This is a genomic window from Microbacterium sp. Leaf179, from assembly GCF_001423785.1.
Taxonomy (GTDB): Bacteria; Actinomycetota; Actinomycetes; order Actinomycetales; family Microbacteriaceae; genus Microbacterium.
The window spans coordinates 176,331-199,783 of sequence record NZ_LMPH01000002.1 but is presented as its reverse complement, the minus strand read 5'-3'; the positions used below and the strand labels follow the sequence as shown (position 1 = coordinate 199,783).

General features: G+C 66.7%; 17 protein-coding genes. 12 read left to right on the top strand and 5 right to left on the bottom strand.

What is annotated here, in order from left to right; all coding sequences use genetic code 11:
* The first annotated feature begins 11 nt into the window (after positions 1-11).
* Entirely contained in the window at positions 12-689 is a 678-nt protein-coding gene (locus tag ASF96_RS08405; RefSeq protein ID WP_055938087.1) for an NADPH-dependent F420 reductase, read from the top strand.
* Positions 690-857: 168 nt separating this feature from the next.
* Positions 858-1,268 (top strand): winged helix-turn-helix transcriptional regulator, encoded by a 411-nt coding sequence (locus ASF96_RS08400; protein WP_055938084.1) that lies wholly within the window; start codon positions 858-860, stop codon positions 1,266-1,268.
* Positions 1,269-1,488: 220 nt separating this feature from the next.
* Here ASF96_RS08400 and ASF96_RS08395 read toward each other — a convergent pair whose 3' ends face one another.
* From ASF96_RS08395 to ASF96_RS08385, 3 genes are all read right to left on the bottom strand, one after another.
* Positions 1,489-1,926 carry a nuclear transport factor 2 family protein gene (locus tag ASF96_RS08395; RefSeq protein WP_055938081.1) on the bottom strand — a complete coding sequence of 146 codons (438 nt, stop codon included), beginning with the start codon at positions 1,924-1,926 and terminating at the stop codon, positions 1,489-1,491.
* Positions 1,917-2,798: an MBL fold metallo-hydrolase gene (locus ASF96_RS08390; RefSeq protein WP_235560559.1), complete on the bottom strand. Its 882-nt coding sequence runs from the start codon at positions 2,796-2,798 to the stop codon at positions 1,917-1,919. The genes ASF96_RS08395 and ASF96_RS08390 overlap by 10 nt, the downstream gene beginning before the upstream one ends.
* Before the next feature lie 67 nt (positions 2,799-2,865).
* On the bottom strand, positions 2,866-3,360 hold the full coding sequence (locus ASF96_RS08385) for a MarR family winged helix-turn-helix transcriptional regulator (protein ID WP_055938075.1): 495 nt from the start codon (positions 3,358-3,360) through the stop codon (positions 2,866-2,868).
* Between the two features lie 93 nt (positions 3,361-3,453).
* On the opposite strand from ASF96_RS08385, the gene ASF96_RS08380 reads away from it, so the two are divergent.
* Positions 3,454-4,137 (top strand): FadR/GntR family transcriptional regulator, encoded by a 684-nt coding sequence (locus ASF96_RS08380; protein ID WP_055938072.1) that lies wholly within the window; start codon positions 3,454-3,456, stop codon positions 4,135-4,137.
* An 81-nt stretch (positions 4,138-4,218) separates the two neighbouring features.
* Positions 4,219-5,079, top strand: coding sequence for an amidohydrolase family protein (locus ASF96_RS08375; protein ID WP_055938069.1), 861 nt, complete (start codon positions 4,219-4,221; stop codon positions 5,077-5,079).
* Positions 5,080-5,211: 132 nt separating this feature from the next.
* Here ASF96_RS08375 and ASF96_RS08370 read toward each other — a convergent pair whose 3' ends face one another.
* Both ASF96_RS08370 and ASF96_RS08365 read right to left on the bottom strand, forming a co-directional pair.
* Positions 5,212-5,973, bottom strand: a complete 762-nt coding sequence (locus ASF96_RS08370; RefSeq protein WP_055938067.1) for an SDR family NAD(P)-dependent oxidoreductase — start codon at positions 5,971-5,973, stop codon at positions 5,212-5,214.
* Positions 5,966-6,832, bottom strand: coding sequence for a fumarylacetoacetate hydrolase family protein (locus tag ASF96_RS08365; protein WP_055938064.1), 867 nt, complete (start codon positions 6,830-6,832; stop codon positions 5,966-5,968). The genes ASF96_RS08370 and ASF96_RS08365 overlap by 8 nt, the downstream gene beginning before the upstream one ends.
* Positions 6,833-6,959: 127 nt before the next feature.
* Here ASF96_RS08365 and ASF96_RS08360 point away from each other — a divergent pair, with 127 nt between their 5' ends.
* The 8 genes from ASF96_RS08360 to ASF96_RS08325 all read left to right on the top strand — a co-directional run bounded on the left by ASF96_RS08360 (position 6,960) and on the right by ASF96_RS08325 (position 23,418).
* Positions 6,960-8,255 (top strand): enolase C-terminal domain-like protein, encoded by a 1,296-nt coding sequence (locus tag ASF96_RS08360; RefSeq protein ID WP_055938061.1) that lies wholly within the window; start codon positions 6,960-6,962, stop codon positions 8,253-8,255.
* On the top strand, positions 8,252-9,205 hold the full coding sequence (locus tag ASF96_RS08355; protein WP_055938059.1) for an aldo/keto reductase: 954 nt from the start codon (positions 8,252-8,254) through the stop codon (positions 9,203-9,205). The genes ASF96_RS08360 and ASF96_RS08355 overlap by 4 nt, the downstream gene beginning before the upstream one ends.
* Positions 9,202-10,722 carry a sugar ABC transporter ATP-binding protein gene (locus ASF96_RS08350; RefSeq protein WP_055938056.1) on the top strand — a complete coding sequence of 507 codons (1,521 nt, stop codon included), beginning with the start codon at positions 9,202-9,204 and terminating at the stop codon, positions 10,720-10,722. Before ASF96_RS08355 ends, ASF96_RS08350 begins: the two co-directional genes overlap by 4 nt.
* A gap of 137 nt (positions 10,723-10,859) precedes the next feature.
* Positions 10,860-11,750: an ABC transporter permease gene (locus ASF96_RS08345; RefSeq protein WP_235560558.1), complete on the top strand. Its 891-nt coding sequence runs from the start codon at positions 10,860-10,862 to the stop codon at positions 11,748-11,750.
* Positions 11,751-11,890: 140 nt separating this feature from the next.
* The gene (locus tag ASF96_RS08340; RefSeq protein ID WP_055938055.1) at positions 11,891-12,877 is read left to right on the top strand and encodes an ABC transporter substrate-binding protein; all 987 of its coding nucleotides are present in this window, start codon (positions 11,891-11,893) and stop codon (positions 12,875-12,877) included.
* A 343-nt stretch (positions 12,878-13,220) separates the two neighbouring features.
* Entirely contained in the window at positions 13,221-17,492 is a 4,272-nt protein-coding gene (locus ASF96_RS08335; protein ID WP_055938052.1) for a family 43 glycosylhydrolase, read from the top strand.
* 47 nt (positions 17,493-17,539) lie between these two features.
* The gene (locus ASF96_RS08330; protein WP_055938049.1) at positions 17,540-22,060 is read left to right on the top strand and encodes a glycoside hydrolase family 2; all 4,521 of its coding nucleotides are present in this window, start codon (positions 17,540-17,542) and stop codon (positions 22,058-22,060) included.
* 35 nt (positions 22,061-22,095) lie between these two features.
* Positions 22,096-23,418, top strand: a complete 1,323-nt coding sequence (locus ASF96_RS08325; protein WP_055938046.1) for a leucine-rich repeat protein — start codon at positions 22,096-22,098, stop codon at positions 23,416-23,418.
* Positions 23,419-23,453: the final 35 nt, after the last annotated feature.

Sequence of the window (23,453 nt, the reverse complement as noted above, 5' to 3'; positions counted from 1 at the left end):
AGAAGAATCCGATGACCACCACCCCCGTCGTCCACCCCGAGACGATCAGCATCCTCGGCGCCGGAAAGGTCGGCACCGTCCTCGCCCGACTCGCCCTCAGCGCCGGTTACCGGGTGCTGATCAGCGGATCGCGGGAGCCATCCGCCATCGCTCTCACCATCGACGTGCTCGCGCCCGGTGCCGGGGCCACCACTTCCGCGGACGCGGCTTCGCAAGGCGACATCGTGATCCTCGCTCTGCCGCTCGGCAAGTACCGCACTCTGCCGGTCGAGGCGCTCCGCGGGAAGCTCGTCATCGATGCCATGAACTACTGGTGGGAGGTCGATGGTGAACGCGACGATCTGAACGATCCGCGCACCACCACGAGCGAGATCATCCGCGATCACCTCCGCGGATCACGGGTCGTCAAGGCTTTCAACCACATGGGCTACCACGACCTCGATGAGGAGCCCCGTCCGGCGGGGGCGGCCGGCCGCAAAGGCATCGCGGTCGCGGGCGACGATCCCGCCGACCGTCGCGCCGTCGCCGCCGTCGTCGACGCACTCGGCTTCGATCCCGTCGACATCGGAACCCTCGCGGAGGGTGCGATCCTCCAGCCCGGCAACGAACTGTTCGGAGCGGACATCGGTGCGCGCGAGATCGACGCCGTCGTTCGCGCCGCACGGGTTGACTCGACCGTCGTTGCCTGAGTCGTCGACAGCCGAACGCACGCCCGTCGCGTCCCATCCGTTGCGCGGGCACGAGGTCTTTACCGTGGGTGAGAGCAGGATCGCGGCGACCGAGACATCGGTCGCCGCGGAGCCGCCGCCAGGTCTGTCTCACAGCACGGGGGACGGGTACGGGAAGAGGAACGAGAGATGAGAACGACGTCGGTCCCTCAGCAGGGCCCCGTGCTCGCTGTGGATGTCGGTATCCAGGCGCGGTGCGATGAGACGGGCGCACACAGCCTGGTGCGCGACATTCTGGCGATGACGACCGACCGTTGGTCCTTGCTCGTCATCACCTCGCTCTCGCGGGGTCCGGTGCGGTTCACGGGGCTGATGTCGGAGGTCTCCGGCATCTCACACCGGATGCTGACGCAGACGCTGCGCCGATTGCAGCGAGACGGACTGATCTCCCGCACCAGCTACCCGGAATCGCCGCCGCGCGTGGAGTACGAGTTGACCCCGCTGGGGTCTTCCTTCCATGAGCCGGTTCACGCCTTCATCAGCTGGACGCTGGAACACCGATCCGAGATCGAGGACAGCCGGCACCGATTCGACGGCTGAAACAAGAGGGCTCTGCACGGTGAAACCTCGGCCGGGATACCGTTCGTCCTCGCGTGGGGGCACGCGCGACGCGTGCGGCGTCGCGAGCACGCGGCGGAGTGCGCCCGCCCTTCCACGACGCCGTTATCGGTTCCCGGACGCTCTGGCGACAGCGCCGAAGGGGGCGGAGATCGTCGGCGCGGCCTCGATCTCCGCCCCCCGGCGGTTTGGTCGGATCAGCTCAGTCGACGGCGATGCCAGTGGCCGCCTCGGCGACCTTCGCGGTGTCGACGAACTGCTCGAACCGCACGATGAGACCGCCGCGCACCACGAAGTGGTGAGCGACTCGCACGTCGAGATCCTTGCCGGTCAGTTTGTGGGTGGCGGTGTAACGAGCCAAGACGACGACGTTCTCACCCTCGACGACGTAGGTGTCGTCGTGGGCAGCCCAGCCGTCCCAGTCCTGGCCGAGGATCTCCATCACGTGCGAGGTGACGCCCTTGGGGGTACGGTACGTGCCGGCCAGCGGGAACCCCGCCATCTCGGTCCACTCGACGTCGGGGGCCATCGTGGCGCGCAGCGCCGCGAGGTCGCCCGCGGCCGACGCGATGTACTGACGACGCACCACGTCGCGCGGCGCCGGGGACGTGTCGAAATCGGATGCGGTGTTCAGCCCCATGTCATTTCACCCTTCGCAACCTTCGGCCCGATCTGGGCCGCGATCAGCATGCCTGACTCAGGGTAGTGCTCGACGAGCGCTGCTGTGGTGGCTGCACCATCCGGAGACTGTGCGACGAGGCTTTCGAACGTCGTGAGATATTCGCGCGTGTAGTCGATCGCGCTCACGTCATTCGACGTTCCGGGCAGGCGATGCCCGGCGATGACGACCGACGGATCGAGGCTCTTCATCTCGTCGAGGGCGGCGACCCAGGCGGCGCGGAGTTCCGGGGTGGCGGTGTCCGCCGTCCAGACGTGCTCCTGCTGGAAAACCAGAACGCCACCCAGGATGGTGCGGCTCTCCGCGTGCCACAGGTAATGCCGGTCAGAGAGCGGAGCCGACCCGCCGCGCAGTTCGAGGCGCTCACCATCGATGTGGATGGAATCGTCCTCGAATGGGGTGAGGGGCGTGAGACGTGTCGGGAGATTCGCGCCGAGCGTTGCCCACGCCCGCAGCTTGCCCTCGAACGACGCCGCGATGTGCTCGATCACGATCGGGGTGGCGATCAGCTCGGCGTCGGGGAAGGCCTGCGCAACGACCTCGAGGCCGAAGTAGTAGTCCGGGTCGGCGTGGCTGACGAACACGGTCGTGAGCTTCTTACCGGAGTCGAGCACGGCCGCGGCCAGGCGGTGTCCGTCCGCCAGGGTGAAACCGGCGTCGATCAGAACAGCCTCGGTCTCGCCCGTGATGAGGACGGCGGACTTGTTCTTCGACCCGACCGGGAAGTCCAGATCGAAGACCTCGAAAGTGAGTGACATGGCAGTGTGTGATCCTTCCTGAGGGGGACCCGGATACTTCACCGGGTCATTCGCTCCGTTGAGCGGCACGATCATCCCAACGATAGCTGACTGGTCAGCTATTCCCGCATGTGGAATCCCGATGTTCCCTGTGGCCCCGGACTCACGGCATGGGGGGAAGGGACCCTGCGGCGCTGATACTGAGCGCGCGCACGGAACGGGCGAAGTCTGCCGCGTCCTCGGCGCCGAGAACGTCGACGATATGCCGCTCGACGTTGCGGGCATGCAGCGCACTTGCCCGCAGCAAGAGGGCGCGTCCCGTGGATGTCAGCGTGATCAACTGCACTCGTGCGTCCGTCTTCGACGGGGTGCGCGCGACGAGTCCCTGGTCCACCCCGCGCTGGACGAGACGGGTCGCGCCGCCGGAGGTGAGGACCCGGCCCTGGGCGATGTCGCGCACGGGAAGCCCGCCGTCTCCGCTGCGCCCCACCATGAGCAGGAGTTCGAAGAGCGTGTGGCTGAGGCCCGTTTCGGATTCGAGCTCGCGGCCGAGAATGTACTCGAGTCGATTCGCTGCGCCCATCAGTCGGCCGAAGATCAGGATGCGCGGATCGTTGGCCGCTTCTTGCGGTGTGCGGAACGTGTGGTCGGCGGTCACCCCCCGATGATATGGCGGCCCGAGGGGTCGCCCCTCTGGCACTGACACCTGCCCCGCACCGGTTCGATCACGTCGCATGTCTAGACTTCGTAGATGGCTGTCACGGACGACGCGATTCTCCGCATCAAGGCAATGATCACCTCCGGAGAACTCGGTCCCGGTGATCGGCTTCCCCCCGAAAAGGAACTCGGTGAGAAGCTCGGCGTGTCGCGCAACTCTCTGCGAGAGGCGGTCAAGGCGCTCGAAGTCATCCGCGTTCTGGACGTCAGGCGCGGTGACGGCACGTATGTGACCAGTCTGGAGCCGCGCCTGCTTCTCGAGGCTCTGAGCTTCGTCGTGGATCTCCACACGGATCGCTCGATTCTGGAGGCGTTCGAGGTTCGACGCATGCTCGAACCCGCTGCGGCGAGCATCGCGGCGGTCCGTCTCACCGACGAGCACCTCGCGCGACTCGACGCGCTCCTGAACGAGATCGATGCGACGGTGACCATCGAGGACCTCGTGCAGCACGACCTGGCTTTTCACCAAGGGATCGTCGAAGCCGCGGGAAACGAGTATCTGAGCCGTCTCGTCGAATCCATGCAGAGCAGCACGCTGCGAGCGCGGATCTGGCGGGGGATCACTCAACAAGGCGCAGTGGATCGGACGATCGCCGAGCATCGGGCGATCCTGGAGGCCTTGCGACGCCGTGACGCGCAACTGTCGGCGGCGCTGTGCCTGACCCACATCGCAGGAATCGAGCAGTGGATCCGCGACGCGTCTTCGAGTTCCTCATGAGCATCGACGGGGGCGACCCGATCCGGCCTGCGTGCTCGTGGCGCCCGGCGTTCAATGACGATGAGGAAGGCGTGGGCCGCCATGACGGAGCTGCTTGACACGCACGTGCACGTCTGGGGGGCGTCATCCATCGACTACCCCTGGCTTGCAGAAGTCCCGTCCCTGGACCGTGTGTGCGCCCCGCACCAGATCGACCGAGCGGATGCTCTGACGACCCGCATGGTGGCCGTGGAGGCAGACGCGGCCCCTGCCGACCGCCTGAGCGAAGCGCAGTGGATCGCCGGCCTCGCAGACGAGTGGCCCGAGCTTGCGGCGATCGTGGCGGGCGTAGACCTGCGCGACGATCTTCCTCGTCAGCTCGACGCCCTGTCTCCGATCGACCTCGTCGTCGGAGTGCGCCATCAACTCCAGTCGGAGCCGGTCGCGACCTGGCGGATCGAGACGATCACCGCCGGTATGGCTGAACTCGCACGCCGAGGGTGGGCGTTCGATGCGTGTGTCACGCACTCGCAGCTCCCCGCGTTCTTCGAGATCGCCCGGTCGAGCCCGGAGACCAGGATCGTCATCGATCATCTCGGCAAGCCCCCGGTCGATGCGGGTATCGCGAGCGCCGAGGGCGTGGCCTGGAGGGGCGCGATCCGGCGACTCGCCGAACTCCCGCAGGTTCACGTCAAGATCTCGGGTCTTGCGGCCGAGTCGGTCGACGAGGCCTCGTTCGACGCCCACGCTGACGACTTCATCGCCGCGGCCGTCGAGGAGTTCGGTGTCGAACGATCCATGATCGGGAGCGATTGGCCCGTCAGCGCGATGCTCGGCGGAAAGTCGACGTTGTCAGGATGGGTCGAGAGAATCCGGCGTGCGGTCTCTCCCACCCCCGCGGAGTGGGACCTCCTCGCCGCCGGTGCCGGTGAGCAGTTCTACGGCCTTGCGCCGGCGCCGTGAAAAGCCCTCGGGACCGACGGCTCTGAGGGCACCATCGGGCCGGCGCTCGCGCCGAAGAATCACGCGGGTGAATCGACTCCTATGGGGTCGGAGCACGCTCCTCGACCCGTAATCGCGGCGATCTCGTCAGCGCTACTGTGCCGGAGCGGGTCGTAGTCGCAGCGCCTGCATGCCGCCGTCGACAGCCAGCGCCACCCCGGTCGTCGAGCCGGCACGGGGGCTGACCAGGTACGCGACCGCGTCGGCGACCTCGTCGGCCGAAACCAGCCTGCCGTGCGGTTGGCGGGCGGCGAGGGCGAGGCGTTCACCCTCCGGATCGGCGGAGGACTCCAGCAGCCGCTGCACCCAGGGGGTGTCGGCCGTGCCGGGATTCACGGCATTGACGCGGATTCCCTCTCGGAGGTGGTCGGCAGCCATTGCCATCGTCAACGACAGAACCGCACCCTTGGTGGCGCTGTACAGCGCCCGCTGGGGGAGGCCGGCCGTCGCGGCGATCGACGAGGTGTTGCAGATCGCGGCGGCGGGCGAGGAACGCAGGTATGGCAGAGCGGCCCGCGTCACGCGCGCGATGCCGACGACGTTGATGTCGAAGACCCGATGCCATTCGTCGTCGGCATTCGCGGCGATGTCGCCCTGCGCGCCGATCCCGGCGTTGTTGACGACGATGTCGATACCCCCGAGGCCCTGGACGACCTGCTCGACGGCCGCGACGACGCTCTCGTCGCTCGACACGTCGGTGTGCACCCCGAGATCTGCCCACGGAGCACCGTCGGGGTTCAGATCCAGCACGGCTACCCGCGCCCCATCGGCGATGAGCCGGCGCGCGATGGCTGCACCGATCCCGGAGGCCCCACCGGTGACGATCGCGACCAGCCCTTCGAGCGGATCAGCCATGATCCGCCCCACGGCGATCCGAGCCGACGTACACCTGTCGCTGACGGCCCAACCCGTCGATCTCCACCTCGACGACGTCGCCGTGGGCGATGTAAGGGAATCGCCCCGACAAGCCGACACCTTCGGGGGTCCCGGTGAGGATCAGGTCACCCGGCTCGAGAACGAGGAACTGGCTGAGCTCCCACACCACGGTGTCGATCGCGAAGATGAGGTCGCTGGTACGAGAGTCCTGTCGAGGTTCCCCATTGACCCACGACCGCAGTCGCACGTCGTCGGCGTCGATCTCGTCGGGTGTCACCAACCAGGGACCGAGGGGCAAGAAGCCCGGTCCACATTTGCCTTTGGACCATTGGCCCCCCGACACCGAGAGTTGCCAGTCGCGCTCCGAGAGGTCGTTGGCCAGGACGAACCCGGCGATGTGTTCGCGTGAGCTCTTCGGCGATTCGAGATAGCTCGTCCGCGATCCGATGACGATTCCCAGCTCGACCTCCCAGTCCAGCTTGACGCTCCCCGGGGGGATCGCCACGTCGTCGTCGGGACCGACCACCGTGTTGGGCGCCTTCAGGAAGAGGACGAGGTTCTCGGGCGGCGTCGCTCCGGACTCGGCTGCGTGGGCCGCATAGTTCATGCCGACGCAGTACACGGCCGAGGGGCGTCCGATGGGAGCCCCGAGTCGACCTCCGCCTGGGAACTCCGGGAGGATCCCGCGTTCGACGGCGTCGGCTGCGCGGGCGATCCCCCCCGAGGCGAAGAACGCACCGTCGACATCGGGCGTCAGCGGGCGGAGGTCGAGGACGCGATCGTCTTCGATGACAACGGGAACTTCATCGCCGAAGCTCCCCAGACGTGCGAAACGCATAGTCGAGTCTTCCTTAAGGTCGGAACTCTGCGGAGCACGGACGTGCTCCGAGGACTCATCGTTCCACATATCGAACGACTTGACCTCCAGACATCCTATGTTTATAGTCGGTGCCGGAGAGGAAGACATGGCTGTCATCACCGATGTCGACACGATCGACATCCGATTCCCCACGTCCCTGAGTCTTGACGGCTCGGATGCGATGAATCTCGACCCCGACTATTCGGCGGCGTACGTGATCATTCGCACGGATGCCGCTGACCACCTCGAGGGACATGCATTCGTGTTCACGATCGGTCGCGGCAACGACGTCGAGGTCGCCGCGATCGAGGCCCTGTGCGGCCACCTCGTGGGACTCGATGTCGATGCCGTGCTGAGCGACATGGCGTCCACGGCGCGACTGCTGACGGATGACTCGCAGTTGCGGTGGCTCGGGCCCGACAAGGGCGTCATGCACATGGCGGTGGGCGCGGTTCTGAACGCGCTCTGGGATCTGCGCGCCAAGCGCGCCGGAGAGCCGTTGTGGTTGCACCTGTCGCGGCTGACGAGTGAGGAGATCGTCTCGCTCATCGACTTCCGCTACCTGACAGATGCCCTGACGCCTGCCGAGGCTCTCGGCATCCTTCGCGCGGCGGAGGGCGGCAGGGCCGAGCGTATCGACCAGCTTCTCGAGCACGGGTACCCCGCGTACACGACGTCGCCGGGATGGCTGGGCTACTCCGACGAGAAGCTCGCTCGACTGTGCAAGGAAGCAGTCGCTGCGGGATTCCCCCAGATCAAGCTCAAAGTCGGCGCCGACTTGGACGACGACAGGCGACGCATGCGCATTGCTCGGGAGTGCGTCGGTCCGGACTTCCCCATCGCGATCGATGCGAATCAACGATGGGATGTCGCGGAGGCCATCGACTGGGTGAAGGCGCTCGCCGAGTTCACTCCCGCGTGGATCGAGGAGCCAACCAGTCCCGACGACATCATCGGCCATGCGGCGATCGCGCGTGCGGTGGCGCCGATCCGTGTGGCAACCGGTGAGCACGTGCCCAACCGCGTGGTTTTCAAGCAGATGTTGCAGGTGGGCGCGATATCCGTCATGCAGATCGATGCGACTCGGGTGGGTGGGGTGGCCGAGAACATCGCCAACCTCCTGCTCGCGGCGAAGTTCGGGGTGCCCGTCTGCCCTCACGCGGGCGGCGTAGGACTCTGCGAAGCCGTTCAGCACCTCTCGATGTTCGATTTCGTGGCCGTCTCCGGTTCGTTGGACGGGCGAATGATCGAGTTCGTCGATCATCTGCACGAGCACTTCGTGACCCCGACCGTCATCCGCCGGGGAAGATACGTGGCGCCGATCGCCGCGGGAGCGGGCACGGAGATGTTGCGCGCCTCGATCGCCGAGTACACGTGGACGGCGGAGCAGGTGCGCGTATGACCGCGCCCTTGAGCCGCCTCGGTTTCGGGGGAGCGCCGATCGGCAATCTCTTTCGGGCAGTCACCGACCAGCAGGCTGACGAGGCGTTGGAAGAGGCCTGGGCCGCGGGGATCCGTTACTTCGACACGGCCCCGCACTATGGGCTCGGGCTCTCGGAACGACGGCTCGGTGCATTCCTCAGAGAAAAGCCCCGGGACGAGTTCGTGATCTCGACCAAGGTCGGACGCCTCCTCGATCCGAACCCGCTGTTCGCGGGCGGCACAGACCTCGACAACGGCTTCGATGTGCCGGATGACCTCGTCCGGCGCTTCGATCCGACGCTCTCCGGTGTGCGCCAGAGCCTGGAGGCATCGCTGGAACGCACGGGGCTCGACAGCTTCGACATCCTCTACCTCCACGACCCCGACGTCTACGACCTGGACGCAGGCCTGGCATCCGGGCTCCCCGCCCTCTCCACGCTGCGCGACGAAGGCCTCGTCGGTCAGATCGGTGTCGGTGTCAACGACGCCGCGGTGGCCACGCGCGCGGTCCGAGAGGCGAGCCTCGATCTGGTGATGATCGCCGGCCGTTACACGCTGCTCGATCAGCAGGCGGAGCGGGAGTTGTTTCCGGCCTGCGCGTCACAGGGGACCCGCGTCATGGCCGCGGCCCCGTATAATTCCGGCCTTCTCGCTACCGCGACGCCTCAGGCGGATGCCACCTACGATTACGGAGCGGTACCGGACCGCGTCCGCGAGCGAGTCCGTGACCTTGCCGACATCTGCTCCGTCCATGGCGTGGAACTGCCCGTCGCGGCACTCCAATTTCCTCTGCGTCACCCGCTCGTGGCATCCGTGGTCGTCGGATCGGCACGCGCCGAAGCGATCGCCGAGAACGCGGCCCGCCTCGACGCGCCGGTGCCCGACCAGCTGTGGGCCGATCTAGCGGCCTACGAGGAGGCAACGCGATGAACCCCACACTTCTTCTCGAGGCCGAAGGGATCTCGAAGAGTTTTCCCGGCGTGCAAGCTCTCGACGGCGTCGGTTTCGACCTGCGCCACGGCGAAGTCCTCGCACTCGTCGGTGAGAACGGTGCGGGAAAGTCGACCCTCATGAAACTGCTCGCCGGCATACATGTACCGGATTCGGGGTCTTTCCATCTCGACGGCCGAGACTTCCAGGCGCAGAACCCGCGCCATGCGCAGGAGATGGGCATCAGCATCATCCATCAGGAGTTCAACCTGATGCCTGACCTGACCGTCGCGCAGAACATCTTCATCGGTCGGGAACCGCGCCGGGCCGGGTGGCTTCTCAACAACCGTGCCTTGGTGCGACGCGCGACGACGCTCTTCGACCGACTCGGCATCGATCTGGATCCCGACGAGCCCGTCGAACAGCTGACCGTTGCGCGGCAGCAGATGGTGGAGATCGCCAAGGCGTTGTCATTCGACGCGAAGGTCCTCATCATGGACGAGCCCACGGCGGCGCTGAACGACGCCGAGGTCGACGTGCTCTTCGATCTGATCGGACGGTTCCGATCGCCCGAGACGGGTGTCATCTACATCTCGCATCGGATGCCCGAGCTCAGCCGCATCTCCGATCGCATCACGGTGCTTCGAGATGGCCAATACATCGGGACGCGCGAAACCGCCGCGACGGACCCACGCGAGATCATCTCCATGATGGTCGGTCGGACCATCGATGTGGAAACGCGACCGCGAAAGATCGCGAACGAAGCGCCCGTCGCCCTGGCGGTGGAGGATCTCTCGACCAAACACCTTCTGCGCAACGTCAGCTTCGACGTCCGGCAGGGTGAAATCCTGGGTTTCGCCGGACTCATGGGCGCCGGTCGAACCGAGATTGCGCGGGCCATCGTCGGAGCCGACCGCACCACCGGTGGCACGGTGACGGTGAACGGCCGTGTCGCATCGATCGCGAATCCCGCCGACGCCGCGCGATGGGGGATCGGATACCTGTCGGAGGACCGCAAGAAGCTCGGGGTGCTCCTCGAGCGCAGCGTCCGGGAGAACGTCGTCCTGGCTTCCCTGCCTGCGTTCGTCGGCAAGCTCGGAGTCGTCAAGGGTCGAAAGATCGAAAAAACCGGCCGAGAATACGTTTCCACCCTTCGGATCAAGACCCCCTCGACCGCGCAACTTGTTCGCAATCTCTCCGGCGGCAATCAGCAGAAAGTCGTCATCGCGAAGTGGCTCGTGAAGGACTGTGATGTCCTCATCTTCGATGAGCCCACACGAGGAATCGATGTGGGCGCGAAGGAAGAGATCTATCTTCTGCTGCGACAACTGGCCGACCAGGGCAAGGCGATCATCATGATCTCGTCGGAGCTGCCGGAAGTGCTTCGCCTGTCCGACCGCGTGGCAGTGATGGCCGAGGGGCGCCTGGTCAAAATTCTCGACAACGTCGACGCCACTCAGGAGAACCTCATGGACTACGCCACCCGATTCACTGACCAAGGGATCATCGCATCATGACCGTCTCATCCTCACCGGCCCGCGAAGAAGCGAGGTCGACGACCACCGTTCGGGCAGTTCACGCCCGAGGACCCCGATGGGCTCGCCTCCGCGGATCTCTGCAGCAGCTCTTGGCGGCCGCCAGCCTCGTTGTCATCGTGATCTTCTTCTCGGTTGTCAGCCCGCACTTCTTCACCGCCAACAACCTCATCTCGATCTTCACCGCCGCCACGGTGACGGGCATTCTCGCGCTCGGAACGACTTTCGTCATCATCACCGGCGGCATCGATCTCTCCATCGGCACCGGGATGATCCTCAGCGGCGTCATGTGCGGCGTCTTCCTCACCTATTGGGGCTGGCCGCTGTGGTTGGGCGTTGCGGCGACCATCGTCTTCGGCGGACTCATCGGGCTGATCAACGGCACGAACATCGCGTTCCTCGGGATTCCCCCTTTCATCGCGACGCTGGGGATGATGCTTATCGCTGCGGGATTGTCGTTGGTGATCTCGGGCACCAAGCCCATCTACTTCCCCAACCACCCCGATTTCCAGTCGATCATGAACCTGTCGATCATTCCGGGCGTGCGGTTCCCGCTCGGCGTCGTGATTTTCATCGTGATGATTGTGATCGCCGCATTCGTGCTCTCGAAGACGATCGTCGGTCGGTACACTTTCTCGATCGGTTCCAATGAGGCTGCCACCGCACTCTCTGGAGTGAACGTGCGGCGATGGAAGATCCTGATCTACACGATGGCCGGGCTCTTCGTCGGTCTCGCCGGAGTGCTTTCGGCGTCGAGACTGTCGTCGGCGCAACCGACGGGCGGTATGGGCCTGGAGCTCGAGGCCATCGCCGCGGTCGTGATCGGCGGAACGTCGCTTCAAGGCGGCAAGGGGTCGATCGTCGGGACCGTCATCGGAGCCCTCATTATGGCAGTGCTCACGAATGGTCTCCGTATCATCTCCGTCCCTCAGGAATGGCAGTCGGTCGCAGTCGGCGTCGTCATCCTCGTGGCGGTCTATCTCGACATGCTTCGACGTCGTCGAGCCTGACGGTCGAGCAGAACTGCGCTGACCGCCCCGGTGCGAGTCAGAGCTGTTCGTCGTGCCCGAAAACCCGCAAACAAGAAAACGTCATCGAACACGGCATCCGTCTTCGAACGTGACACCAAGCACAAAGGAGTGACACCACTATGTGGACCAAACGAACGATCGGCGCTGTCGCAGCACTGGCCGCCCTGGGAATCGCGCTGTCGGGCTGCGCCGGATCCGGTGCCCCCGCGGCATCAGGCGGGAGCGACGGCGAGAAGCCGTACATCGCCCTCGTGTCGAAGGGTTTCCAGCACCAGTTCTGGCAGGCCGTCAAGTCGGGCGCGGAGCAGGCGGCGGAAGAACTCGACGTCGAGGTGACCTTCGAGGGGCCGGACACCGAGGCCGACGTGGATCAGCAGATCCAGCAGCTTCAGACGGCCTTGGACAAGAATCCGGCCGCGGTCGGAATCGCCGCTCTCGACAGTCAGGCCGTCGGCCCCCTCCTCACCCAGGCGCAGAACTCGGGCATCCCGGTGATCGCCTTCGATTCGGGTGTCGACAGCGACATTCCCTTGACGACGGCCGCGACGGACAACACCGCTGCCGCGGCCGAGGCCGCAAAGCACATGGTCGAGGCCATCGGAGGGTCCGGAAAGGTCGCGATCGTCGCTCACGATCAGACGTCCCTGACCGGGCAGCAGCGCCGCGACGGTTTCGTCGACTACATCGAAAAGAACGCACCCGGCGTGCAGATCGTCGACATCCAGTACGGTGGCGGCGATCAGGCCAAGTCCGCCGACCTCGCCAAGGCGATCATCGCCGCCAATCCCGACCTCAAGGGAATCTACGGCACCAACGAGGGCTCGGCGATCGGCGTCGTCCAGGCCGTCAAGGAGCTCAGCCTCAGCCCCAGTGACCTCGCCGTCGTCGGCTTCGACTCGGGTGAGGCGCAGATGGACGCCATCACCGATGGGCTGATGCTCGGAGCAATCACGCAGAACCCCGTGGGTATCGGCTACGAGACCGTTAAGGCGGCCGTCGAGGCGATCCGCGGAGAGACGCTCCCGAAGACGATCGATACCGGCTTCTACTGGTACGACGCAACGAACATCGACGACCCGAAGATCCAGGCGGTTCTCTACAAGTAGACGACGGGGGAGGCGGGGAGTACGCTCCGCCTCCCCTCGGTGCTGCCCGCACTCTGCGCGAGGTTGATGCAGCGCGAGGAGCGCGCCGCTGCCGGGGCGTCCGCGTGCATGGGTCGTTCGACTCGGGCCGGACGCGCTCGGCGCGCACAACCGTGGCCGCCTGTACGTCGGTTGTGCGGCGGCTGAGACATGGGACCGGTTGATTGACAATCTCGTCAAAATGACGTGAGGTGTGCGTTTCTCGCACGATCAGCTCGTTATTCGGTCAATAAGGTAGGATGTATCTGCTGGCTTCGAGGACGAAGGCGGCAAGTGACGAACGGAATCGATGAAGATGCCCAGAATGTCGAGGCCCCAGGCCCTGCGCACGACGAGCGCGGTGGCGACGGCCGCACTGATCGCGGGGACGCTCGTCGTCACCGCCCCCAGCGCCTTCGCTGCCACTCCGGACCGGACGATCACGCCGAACCCGGCTTATGCGGGCGCTCCGTTCAAGGGCTGGGGGACCAGTCTGGTGTGGATGGCGAACGCCACCGGCGGTTATCCCGCAGGCCTGCGCAATGAGCTCATCGACGCCGTGTTCGGCGACGACGGCCTGAACCTCAACATCGCCCGCTACAACATCGGCGGCGGGAACGCATCCGACGTTCCGGGCTACCTCCGCCCGGGCGGAGCCGTACCGGGGTGGTGGAACCCCTCGGCGCCGTTGACCGACGCGCAGGGTCCGATCACCTCGAACTTCGCGGACCGTGACCGCTTCCGGAACGCCTGGACCGGAGAGAACGCCAGCGACTACGACTTCTCCGCCGACGCAGCGCAGCTGGCATGGGTCGACGCGATCAAGGACGACGTCGACACCTGGGAAGCTTTCAGCAACTCCCCGCCCTACTTCATGACGAACAGTGGCTTCGTGAGCGGCGGCTTCGACGGCAACGCCGACCAGATCCGCACCGACTCGGTCGACGAGTTCGCCACGTATCTGCGCACCGTGACCGAGCACGTCGAGGACACCCACGGCATCCAGTTCGACAGCATCGATCCTCTGAACGAGCCCAACACCGACTACTGGAGCACCACGCTCGGGAACAATGGGTGGCCCTACCGCGGCGGACAAGAAGGCGCCCACGCCGGTCCGGGTCTGCAGTCGCAGGTTCTGAACGCGTTGTCCGCGGAGCTCGCCGAGCCCGGTGTGACGACCTCGGCCAAGATCTCCGGCCCCGATGAGACGAACCCGAGCCGCTTCATGCAGGACTGGTACGGCTGGGATCAGGAGGCAAAGGACGCCGTCGACCAACTGAACGTCCACACGTACTCGACCGGGGACCGCAACCGTGCCCGGGACATTTCCAAAGCCAGCGGCAAGCCGCTGTGGATGAGCGAAGTCGAAGGCAACTGGGGCGGCGACTCGTGGAACCCCGACTCGATCGAGAACGGTCTCGGGATCGCGTCTCGGATCACCGGCGACCTTCGTGAGCTCGAGTCCGAGGCGTGGGTGCTGTGGCAGCCGGTCGAAGACCTCTACAACATGGAGAAGGTCGAGAAGAAGAACTGGGGGTCGATCTTCATCGATCTCGACTGCAACGCCGACGGCAACTCGACCCGTCGCATCGCCGACGGCGACGCCGACCCCTCGTGCGGTATCGAGGTCAACTCGAAGTTCAACACGTTGAGGAACTTCACCCACTACATCGAGCCCGGTGACCAGCTCGTCGCGGTCAACGACGCCGACACCACCGCCGCCATCGACGGCGACGGCTCCGGCGCGACCCTCGTCTACACGAACAACGGTGACAGCGCCCGCACGGTGCGGGTCGATCTGTCGGGGTTCGAGCAGATCGGTGCGGGAGCGACCGTGACGCCGATCGTGACCACGCAGTCGCCGTCTGACGACCGCACCGCGAACGCGCTGGTGACCGGGGCATCCGTGCCCGTGGATGCCGCCTCGCGGACGGCCGTCGTGACGGTGCCGGCCAAGTCGGTCTCGACTCTCGTCGTCTCCGACGTCTCGGGCGTTGCCGATTCGGCATCCGCAATGCGTGACGGTGGGTCGTACACGATCACCGGTGTGCAGAGTGCGAAGCCGCTCGCCGCCTCGTCGTCGGGAGCGGTCCTCGGCACGCCCGGAAGCGAATTCGCGGACACGCAGACCTGGACCGCGACGCGGGTGGTCGACGCCCCCGGCACCTCGCGTGATCGCTTCGCCCTGCGCCTGGCTGACGGGCGTGCCCTGAAGTCGAACGGGGGAAGCACCGCCTTCGGCACCGTCACCGACGAGCAGGCGGCGGCAGATCCCACCTTCCACTGGCTGCTAAGCACGACCGACGGCGCCACTTATACGCTTCTGAACGCGGGGCGCGAAGACGTTCTCGACGTCGCGGACGCCAAGACCACGACGGGCTCGTCCGTGGGCCTCTGGGGCTCGAACTGGGGAGCGAACCAGTCGTGGACCCTCGCCTCAGCGGATGCCACTCCCGAGTACGACTCGTTCCGCCCGGGGCAGGAGTGGCTCGACACCGAAGGCAAGGTCATCCAGGCGCACGGCGGCCAGGTCGTTCCCTCGACGGACGCGCAGGGCCGAACGGTCTACTACCTGTACGGGGAGGACCGCACCAACGGCACGTTCTCGTCGCCCGGCGTCCACGTCTACCGCTCGACCGACCTCTACAACTGGGAGGACCGCGGGGTTGCGCTGCGATCGCTGAGCTCGACCGCCGATTTCCAGCAGCCCTACTTCTCGGCGCTCTACGGCAGCTACACGACGGCGCAGCGTGACGCGGTCTACCGCGACCTCGGAACCGTCCCGGTCTCGGGCACGACCCCGCCCATCATCGAGCGTCCCAAGGTGATCTACAACGAAGCAACGGGTAAGTGGGTCATGTGGGCCCACATGGATGGCCCGTCTGCCACCTCGACCGCCCAGTACGCCAAGGCGAACGCCGGCGTCGCGATCGCGGACTCCCCGGAAGGTCCGTTCCGTTACATCGACAGCTACCGGCTCAACTACGCGCCGGCAGACGCGGTACCGCCGAACCGAGCGCCCGACAACAAGGGCATGGCGCGCGACATGAACCTCTTCGTCGACGACGACGGGACCGGCTACATCATCTACTCGAGCGAAGAGAACGCCACCATGTTCATCTCCAAGCTCAACGCCGACTACACCGATCTGGCCACGCCCGCCGATCGGGCCGTCCAGGGCGTCGACTACAACCGCATCTTCGTCAACGAATCGCGGGAGTCGCCGGCCATCTTCCGGCACGACGACCGGTACTTCCTGATCACCTCGGGAACGACCGGGTGGAACCCCAACCCCTCGCGGTGGGGGACCGCGACGAACATCATGGGCGAATGGGCCACGATGGGCGACCCGTTCCCGGCCTCGGCCCAGAGCAACTCGTGGAACTCGCAGCCGTCCTCCGTGATCCCCGTCGATCGGGAGAACGGCAAGTACATCTACATGGGTGACCGCTGGAACGGCGGCACCGACCTTCGCAACGCGCAGATGGTGTGGCTCCCGATCGTGATGGGCGAGGGCGGCGACAGCCTCTCGGTCGACGTCCGCGAAGAGTGGACTCTGTCGGATCTCGACCCGTTCGCGGTCTGGCAGGTGTCGGGGGTCCCGGCATCCATCGAGCTCGGCAAGCCTTTCGACGTGCCCTCCGTGACGGTGACGCAGAACGGGCAGACCCGCACCGAGGCCGTGCAGTGGACGACCACGGGATCGTTCGACGTTCCCGGCTCGGTCACTCTCACGGGAACCCTCCCCGGCTTCGGCGGGAAGACCTTCACCCGCACGGTGGCCGTCGTCCCCAACGGTGTGCGCTATGCGGTGAACGCCGGTGGTCGGACCACGTCCGACTGGACGGCCCTGACGACGGAGGCCGCCAAGAAGGCCCCGCTCCTCAACAGCCGCCCCGACCAGGCGCTCGGTGCCGACCCGGCGACCGGCGCATCCTGGGGATACGAAAGCCAGGGCAGCCAGTCCTATGGCACCGCCGACGGAACCCTCTTCTCGACCCTGCGCTACGCGGTGAGCGGACGAGACCTGTCGTACAAGTTCGATCGACTCGCCCCGGGCACGTACAGCGTGTACGCCGGGTACGCCGATCCCTGGGACCAATGGTCGGATCGCGCGGCCCGTGCCACGGTGAACGGGGCCGTGGTCGAGGCCGAGCACGTCTACGGAGCGACGAATGAGACCGGCAGCTACCGCAACATCACCGTCGGAACCGATGGGCAGCTCACGTTCGGCCTGAGTCGGACCCGCACGCCCGACGTCCAGCTGAGCTGGCTGCTCGTCGTGCTCGACCAACCCGCCGCACCCGCGCTGACCGTCACCGCGGTCGCCACCACGAAGTGCGTCGCGAAGAAGGTCGTCGTGACCGTGCAGGCGACGAACACCGCGACGGTTCCGATGTCGATCACGATGGACTCCGCCCTGGGCAAGAAGACGTTCGCGTCGGTCGCTCCCGGAAAGACCGTCGCCCAGACGTTCACGACCCGCTCGGCCACGGCCGCCGCGGGAACGGTGAGCGTTCGTGCAGACGCCACCGTCGCCGGGTCGCCCGTCACGAGCACGGTGCAAGCCGCCTCCCACGCAACCACCTGCTCGTGAGCTCCTCTCGCTCGTCCCGTTCTCAACCGATCCCTCAGGAGTCATCCATGAAGAGGCTCAGCATCGTCGCTGTGGCCGTGAGCAGCACTCTTCTGCTCTCCGGACTCACCGCCACGGCCGCGACCGCGGCCACCCCACCCGCGGCGCCCGTCGTCGCGGCGGCCGCCGGTGCGCAATCGCCGCGCGAGGCGATCAACTTCAACCGGGGATGGAAGTTCATCCGCCAGGACGTCCCCGACGCGCAGGCGGTGGACTACGACGACTCGGCATGGGTCGACGTGGCACTCCCGCACAGCTTCGACGCCCCGTACAACGTGGGCGGCGACAGCGGCGGGGAGAAGTTCTTCGTCGGTGTCGGGTGGTATCGCAAGGCCTTCGAGGTGGGCGAGGAGTGGGCCGGCAAGAGCCTGAAGCTCGACTTCGAGGGCTCGTTCCAGGTCACCGACATCTGGGTGAACGGACAGAAAGTCACCACCCACGAGGGGGGGTTCTCAGGCTTCGAGGTCGACATCTCTGACTACGTCGTCGCCGGCGCGAACGAGATCGCCGTCAGCGTGGACAACCGCTGGCGACGCGACCTCGCTCCGCGTGCCGGTGACCACCAGTTCTCGGGCGGCATCTACCGCGACGTGACGCTCAACGTCACCGAGGACGTTCACGTCGCCTGGTACGGCACCGCCGTGACGACCCCGGCACTGACCAACCCCGACTGGAACACCAGCGATCCGGCCTTCTACCGCAACATCGACCTCGCCCAGTACCCGTCGGCGACCGAGCTGCAGGCGAACCTCGACGCGCGCCGCTCCAACGTGCGCGTGCAGACAGAGGTTGCCAACGAGGGAAGCACCCCCGCCGAGGTGGCCGTCGTCCACCAGGTCACCGACGAAGACGGCACCGTGCTCGCGACCTTCGAGTCGGAGCGGGTCACGGTGGCCGCCGACAGCACGGCGAACATCGACGCCTCGACGGGATCGCTCGCCGACACCGCCGCCATGATCGACGACCTCCGCCTGTGGTCGCCCACCGATCCGGCCCTGTACGGCGTCACCACCTCGGTCGTCGTCGGCGAACGCGTCGTCGACACCTTCGACAGCTCGTTCGGTTTCCGTAGCGCCCAGTTCCGCACCGACGGCTTCTACCTGAACGGGTCGAAGACCCTGCTCTTCGGGGCGAACGCCCACCAGGATCAGGGCGGTTGGGGAAACGCCGTGCCCAACAGCGCCTTCCGCCGCGACGTGCAGATGATCCGCGAGGCGGGCATGAACGTCATCCGGGGCTCGCACTACCCGCACGACCCGGACTACGTGCAGGCGACCGACGAACTCGGTGTCATGTACTGGTCCGAGGGCGTGTTCTGGGGAATGGGCGGCCAGGCCGGTAAGGATGCCGATGGGATCAACCGCCCCAGCGATTGGCTGCGCGACGCGTACCCGCAGAATCCCGCCGACGAGGCGAAGTTCGAGAAGAGCGTCGAAGACGCGTTGGTCGCCATGATCCGGGTGAACCGTAACCACCCCTCGATCATCAACTGGTCGATGGGCAACGAGGTGTTCTTCACCGCAGACGCCACTCAGGCGAAGGCCAAGGCCCTCGTCAGCCGGATGCGCGACCTCTCGCACTCGCTGGATCCGACCCGCAAGGCGGGAATGGGTGGTGTGCAGCGCAACGGGTTCGACGAGCTGAGCGTCAGCGACATCGCCGGATACAACGGCGACGGCGGAGACATCGAGAACACCCGGATGCCGAACATCGTGGCCGAGTACGGTTCGCACACCTCGGATCGCCCCGGTTCGTATGATCCGCACTACGACTACGTGGCGCGTTCCGGAGACGGTCAGGAATTCGACCTCACCACGGGGAGCGCGGGCCTGACCATCTGGGCGGGCTTCGACCACGGCACGATCGGCGGCGCGGGTCTCGCCCGCATGGGCATGATCGACTACAACCGTCTGCCCAAGGACCAGTGGTACTGGTTCCGCGCCAACAAGGCGCGGTGGACCGACGAGGCCGTCGTCGCCGACCCCGTCGCCGTCGCCCGGGAACAGTCGGTGCAGGGCGCGGCGACCGCGATGACGCTCGCCCCCTCGAAGTACTCCAGCGACACGATCACCGATGACGGTCGGACCGACACGCAACTCGTCGTCACTCTGCGGAACGGCGCCGGGGAATGGGTCAACGACACGCGGGCCGTCACCCTCACGGTCACCGACGGACCCGGCATCCTTCCCGGGGGCAAGAGCTACACCTTCTCTCCGGGGCTCACCATGTTCGACGGGAAGGCGGCGGTCGCCTTCCGCTCCGCGTTCGCGGGAACCTCGACCATCACGGCGTCCTCGGACGGACTGCCCGATGCCACGTTCCAGGTGAACACCGAGGCTGTCGCAGGTTCTGCGGATGACGTCGAGCCCGCTGACTTCGGTAACGCCAGCCTCTGGGGTGGCCAGCAGACCTCGATCGCCGCGCCGACGCAGTACGGCGACGTGAACAAGGCGCTCTCGCGTCCGCTCACCGCGACGTCCGAGCAGTCGGGCAACGGGCGCGCGCTCGCCGCCGACGGCAACTCGGCCACGAGCTGGGTGGCCGGGGCGACGGGTGCGGGCCAGAGCATCGCCTCGTTCCTCGAGGTCGCGCAGTACATCTACAAGGTGCGGCTCGACTTCGCGGGCGCGGCCCTGCCCTACACCCTCGAGGTGCAGGGTGCCGACAAGGCCTGGACCACCGTCGCCTCCTACACCTCGGCCACGGTCGGTTCACGGCCCGCGGAGGAATCGTTGGACGGTGTCTACGCCGAGTCGATCAGGGTGTCGTTCCCCGGTCTCACGTCGAGTCAGCGGGCGACTCTCGCGGAGCTGCAGGTCTTCGGCAACGACGCGGCGCAGAGCCCGCGGTACGCAGCCGACGGCGTGTACGTCTCGGACATCCTCGACTACGACAACGACGTGACCACCGCGTACGGGTCGAAGCAGAAAGACCGCTCCGCGGACGGCGAACCGATCCGCGTGGGTGGCAAGACCTACGCGAAGGGGGTGGGGCTGCACGCCGAGAGCGTCGCGGTCGCCGATCTCGGCGGCAGGTACACGCGCCTGGTGGGCATCGCCGGCATCGACGACGAAGCAGACCAGGGTGACGCCCTGTTCGAGATCTACGCCGACGGGCAGCTCATCTTCTCGTCCGGATTGTCGGGCACTCAGACCCAGCCCTTCGACCTCTCTGTGAGCGATGTGAAGGAGCTGCGCCTGGTCACCGAGACCAACGGTGCCGAACGGATGGACCACACCGACTGGGCGGACCTCCGACTGCTCGGTGCGATCCGTGACATCACGATCGCGGACAGCGGTGTGCGCAGCTCGTTCGTCGGCATGACCGATCAGCTGCAGGCCGGTACCGACTACCGCGCGGCGGTGACGGTGGTCAACCCGGGCGATACTGCGCGCAGCGTCACCGCGGGGGTCCAGGTGTACGACGGCGGGGGAAAGCTTCGGGAGACCCGCACGCAGACCCTCGCGATCGAGGCGGGAAAGTCGGCCGATGCCGATCTGCTGGTGCCCGTGGATGCTGCGATCGCGGGCTCCTACGCCACGGTCGCTGTCTGGGATTCCGAGACGCTCCAGCCGCTGTCGTCGTTCGCTCGGGTGAGTGCGGATCCCGACCGACTCGTCGACACCCCGGCCGACACGATCACCTGGGGACAGAAGACCGACGGGGAGAACGGATCTCTGCAGAAGTCCGGCGGATGGGCGAACTACGCCTCCGGCTCGGCCTTCTCGGGCACCGAGACCTTCACCGAGGTCAGCGGCTCGACGATGGCGCTGCAGTTCTCGGGCGAGTTCGTCCGGATCGGAGCGAAGTTCGACGGCAGTCAGGCCGGCTTCTCCGTGAAGATCGACGGCGTCGACAAGGGCATCGTCTCCACCCGCACCACCGACGGGCGCAACTCCTACGGTGTGGCCTGGACGTCGGGGCGGCTCGCGGCGGGGACCCACACGGTGGAGCTGACCTCTACCGGGAAGGCGGGCATCGACTACTTCGAGACGGGTACGGCACCGGTACCGGTCGCCCCGGCGCGTGCGTACGGTGACCTCCTGCAGGTCGTCGCGGCCGTCGTCGACGTCATCCGCACGGGGTCGATCGCCCAGGCGGAGGCCCCGCCGCGGGCGGCGCTGGCCGACGAGCTCGATGCGGCCTACGCCGTGTATCGCGACGCGGCGGCGACGCCCACCGCGTACGCGACCCGCGCGGCCGCGCTTCGCGCCGCTCTCGACGGCCTCGACCCGACACCGCCGACGGTGAACGTCCAGACGAGTGTCACCCCGCGCTGTGTCGCCGGGAAGGTCACGCTCTACGTACTCGCGAAGAACGCCGACACGGTGGGGGCGACGGTCGGTATGACCACCCTCTATGGCGCGAAGAACGGGGTGAGCATCCAGCCGACGAAGTCGTCCTCCGCGACCTTCAGCAGCCGGAAGGCCTCGATCCCCGCGGGCACCGTGAGGGTGACGGGCACCGCTGCCGGACTTACTCCGCTCGACACCACGGTCGCCTTCCCGGCGACCACCTGCTCCAACTGATCCACGAAGACGTGAGAACGAGGCGAAGCGAAACAATGGCTCTTCATCCGCCGACACCGGCTCCCTCCCCCCGCTCGTCGCGGGGTCGCTGGGCACTCCTGGCATCCGTCGCCCTGCTCGTCGCCCTGGTGCCTGCCGTGGCAGGGCAGACCTCGGCATCGGTCGCCGACGAGGGCGACGTGTTCTCGGGCCCCGGCATCAGCGTCGGTGGCTCGATCGTGCCGACGACGTTCTCGATCACCCGGGCACCGGGCTCGGCGCCCGGGGAGGTGAGTATCGGAGATGGCTCTTCGCCAGCCATTCGCACCTCGGCCGCCGGGGACGTCCGTATTCCCGCCGTGGTCCAGCACGACGGTGCCGTGTACCGGATCACGGGGATCGCCCCCCATGCGTTCCGGGGAGCCGCCGCCATCACCTCGACGGGGCTCGCGGAGAACAGTTCGGTCACCTCGATCGGCGATTTCGCGTACGCCAGCGCCACCTCGTTGACGGCCACCGGCCTCGAAGCCAACGGCGTGGTCACTCAGGTCGGCACGGGGGCGTTCGCGAGTACTCGATCGCTGCGCGACGCGGCTCTTCCTGCGGCTCTCGCGAAAGCGCCGTCGATCCCCTTCACCTCGGCCGCGAATCTCCGCAGTGTCTACGTGGCCGCTCCGCTCGCCCAGGCGAAGCGGGTCGGGCTCACTCGCGCCCTTCCCGTGTACTTCCGCTCCGGCGCGGCGGGCTGGGACACCTCCGCCGGTACCTTCTCGGGTCTCGGTGCGTATGGCGCTCAGCCCGAGCAGCTCGTGCCCCTCTCTTCCGTCCGCGTCGTCGGCGGGAGCGTCTCGCTCGGCGCCGGTACGTCCGCGAGCCCGTACCACGGCCGTACCGGGCTGTTCGCCGGCGCGGGGGTCAAGGCCGACGGTTCGACGGGATCCGCTGCCGAGACCGTGACGATCACCGCTGACGATCCCGCAACGTTCCGTGGGTGGCGCGTGACCGGCGCCCAGCTCACGCCGGAACAGATCGCGTCTGCGACCGTGACCATCCCGATGGGCGCACGAGACATGACGGTCGAGGCGATGGCGGCGATCGGGGTGGAGCCGACGGCCACCACGAAGTGCGTCGCGGGCAAGGCGTACGTCTACCTGACCGTGAAGAACACGGGGACGGCATCCCTTTCGCTCCAGCTCACCTCGGCGTACGGCGCGAAGGCCGTTCCCTCGCTGGCGCCGACCAAGAGCACGTCGGCGTCGTGGACGTCACGGCTGAAGGCGATGCCCGCCGGTGCGGTCACCGTCCTCGCGCGTTCCTCCGACGGTCAGGTCTCCACCGTCAGCGCCCCCTACGCCGCTCTCACTTGCGGAGCGGTCTGATGCGCGATTCGTTCTCCCGTCGCATCCCGAGCACT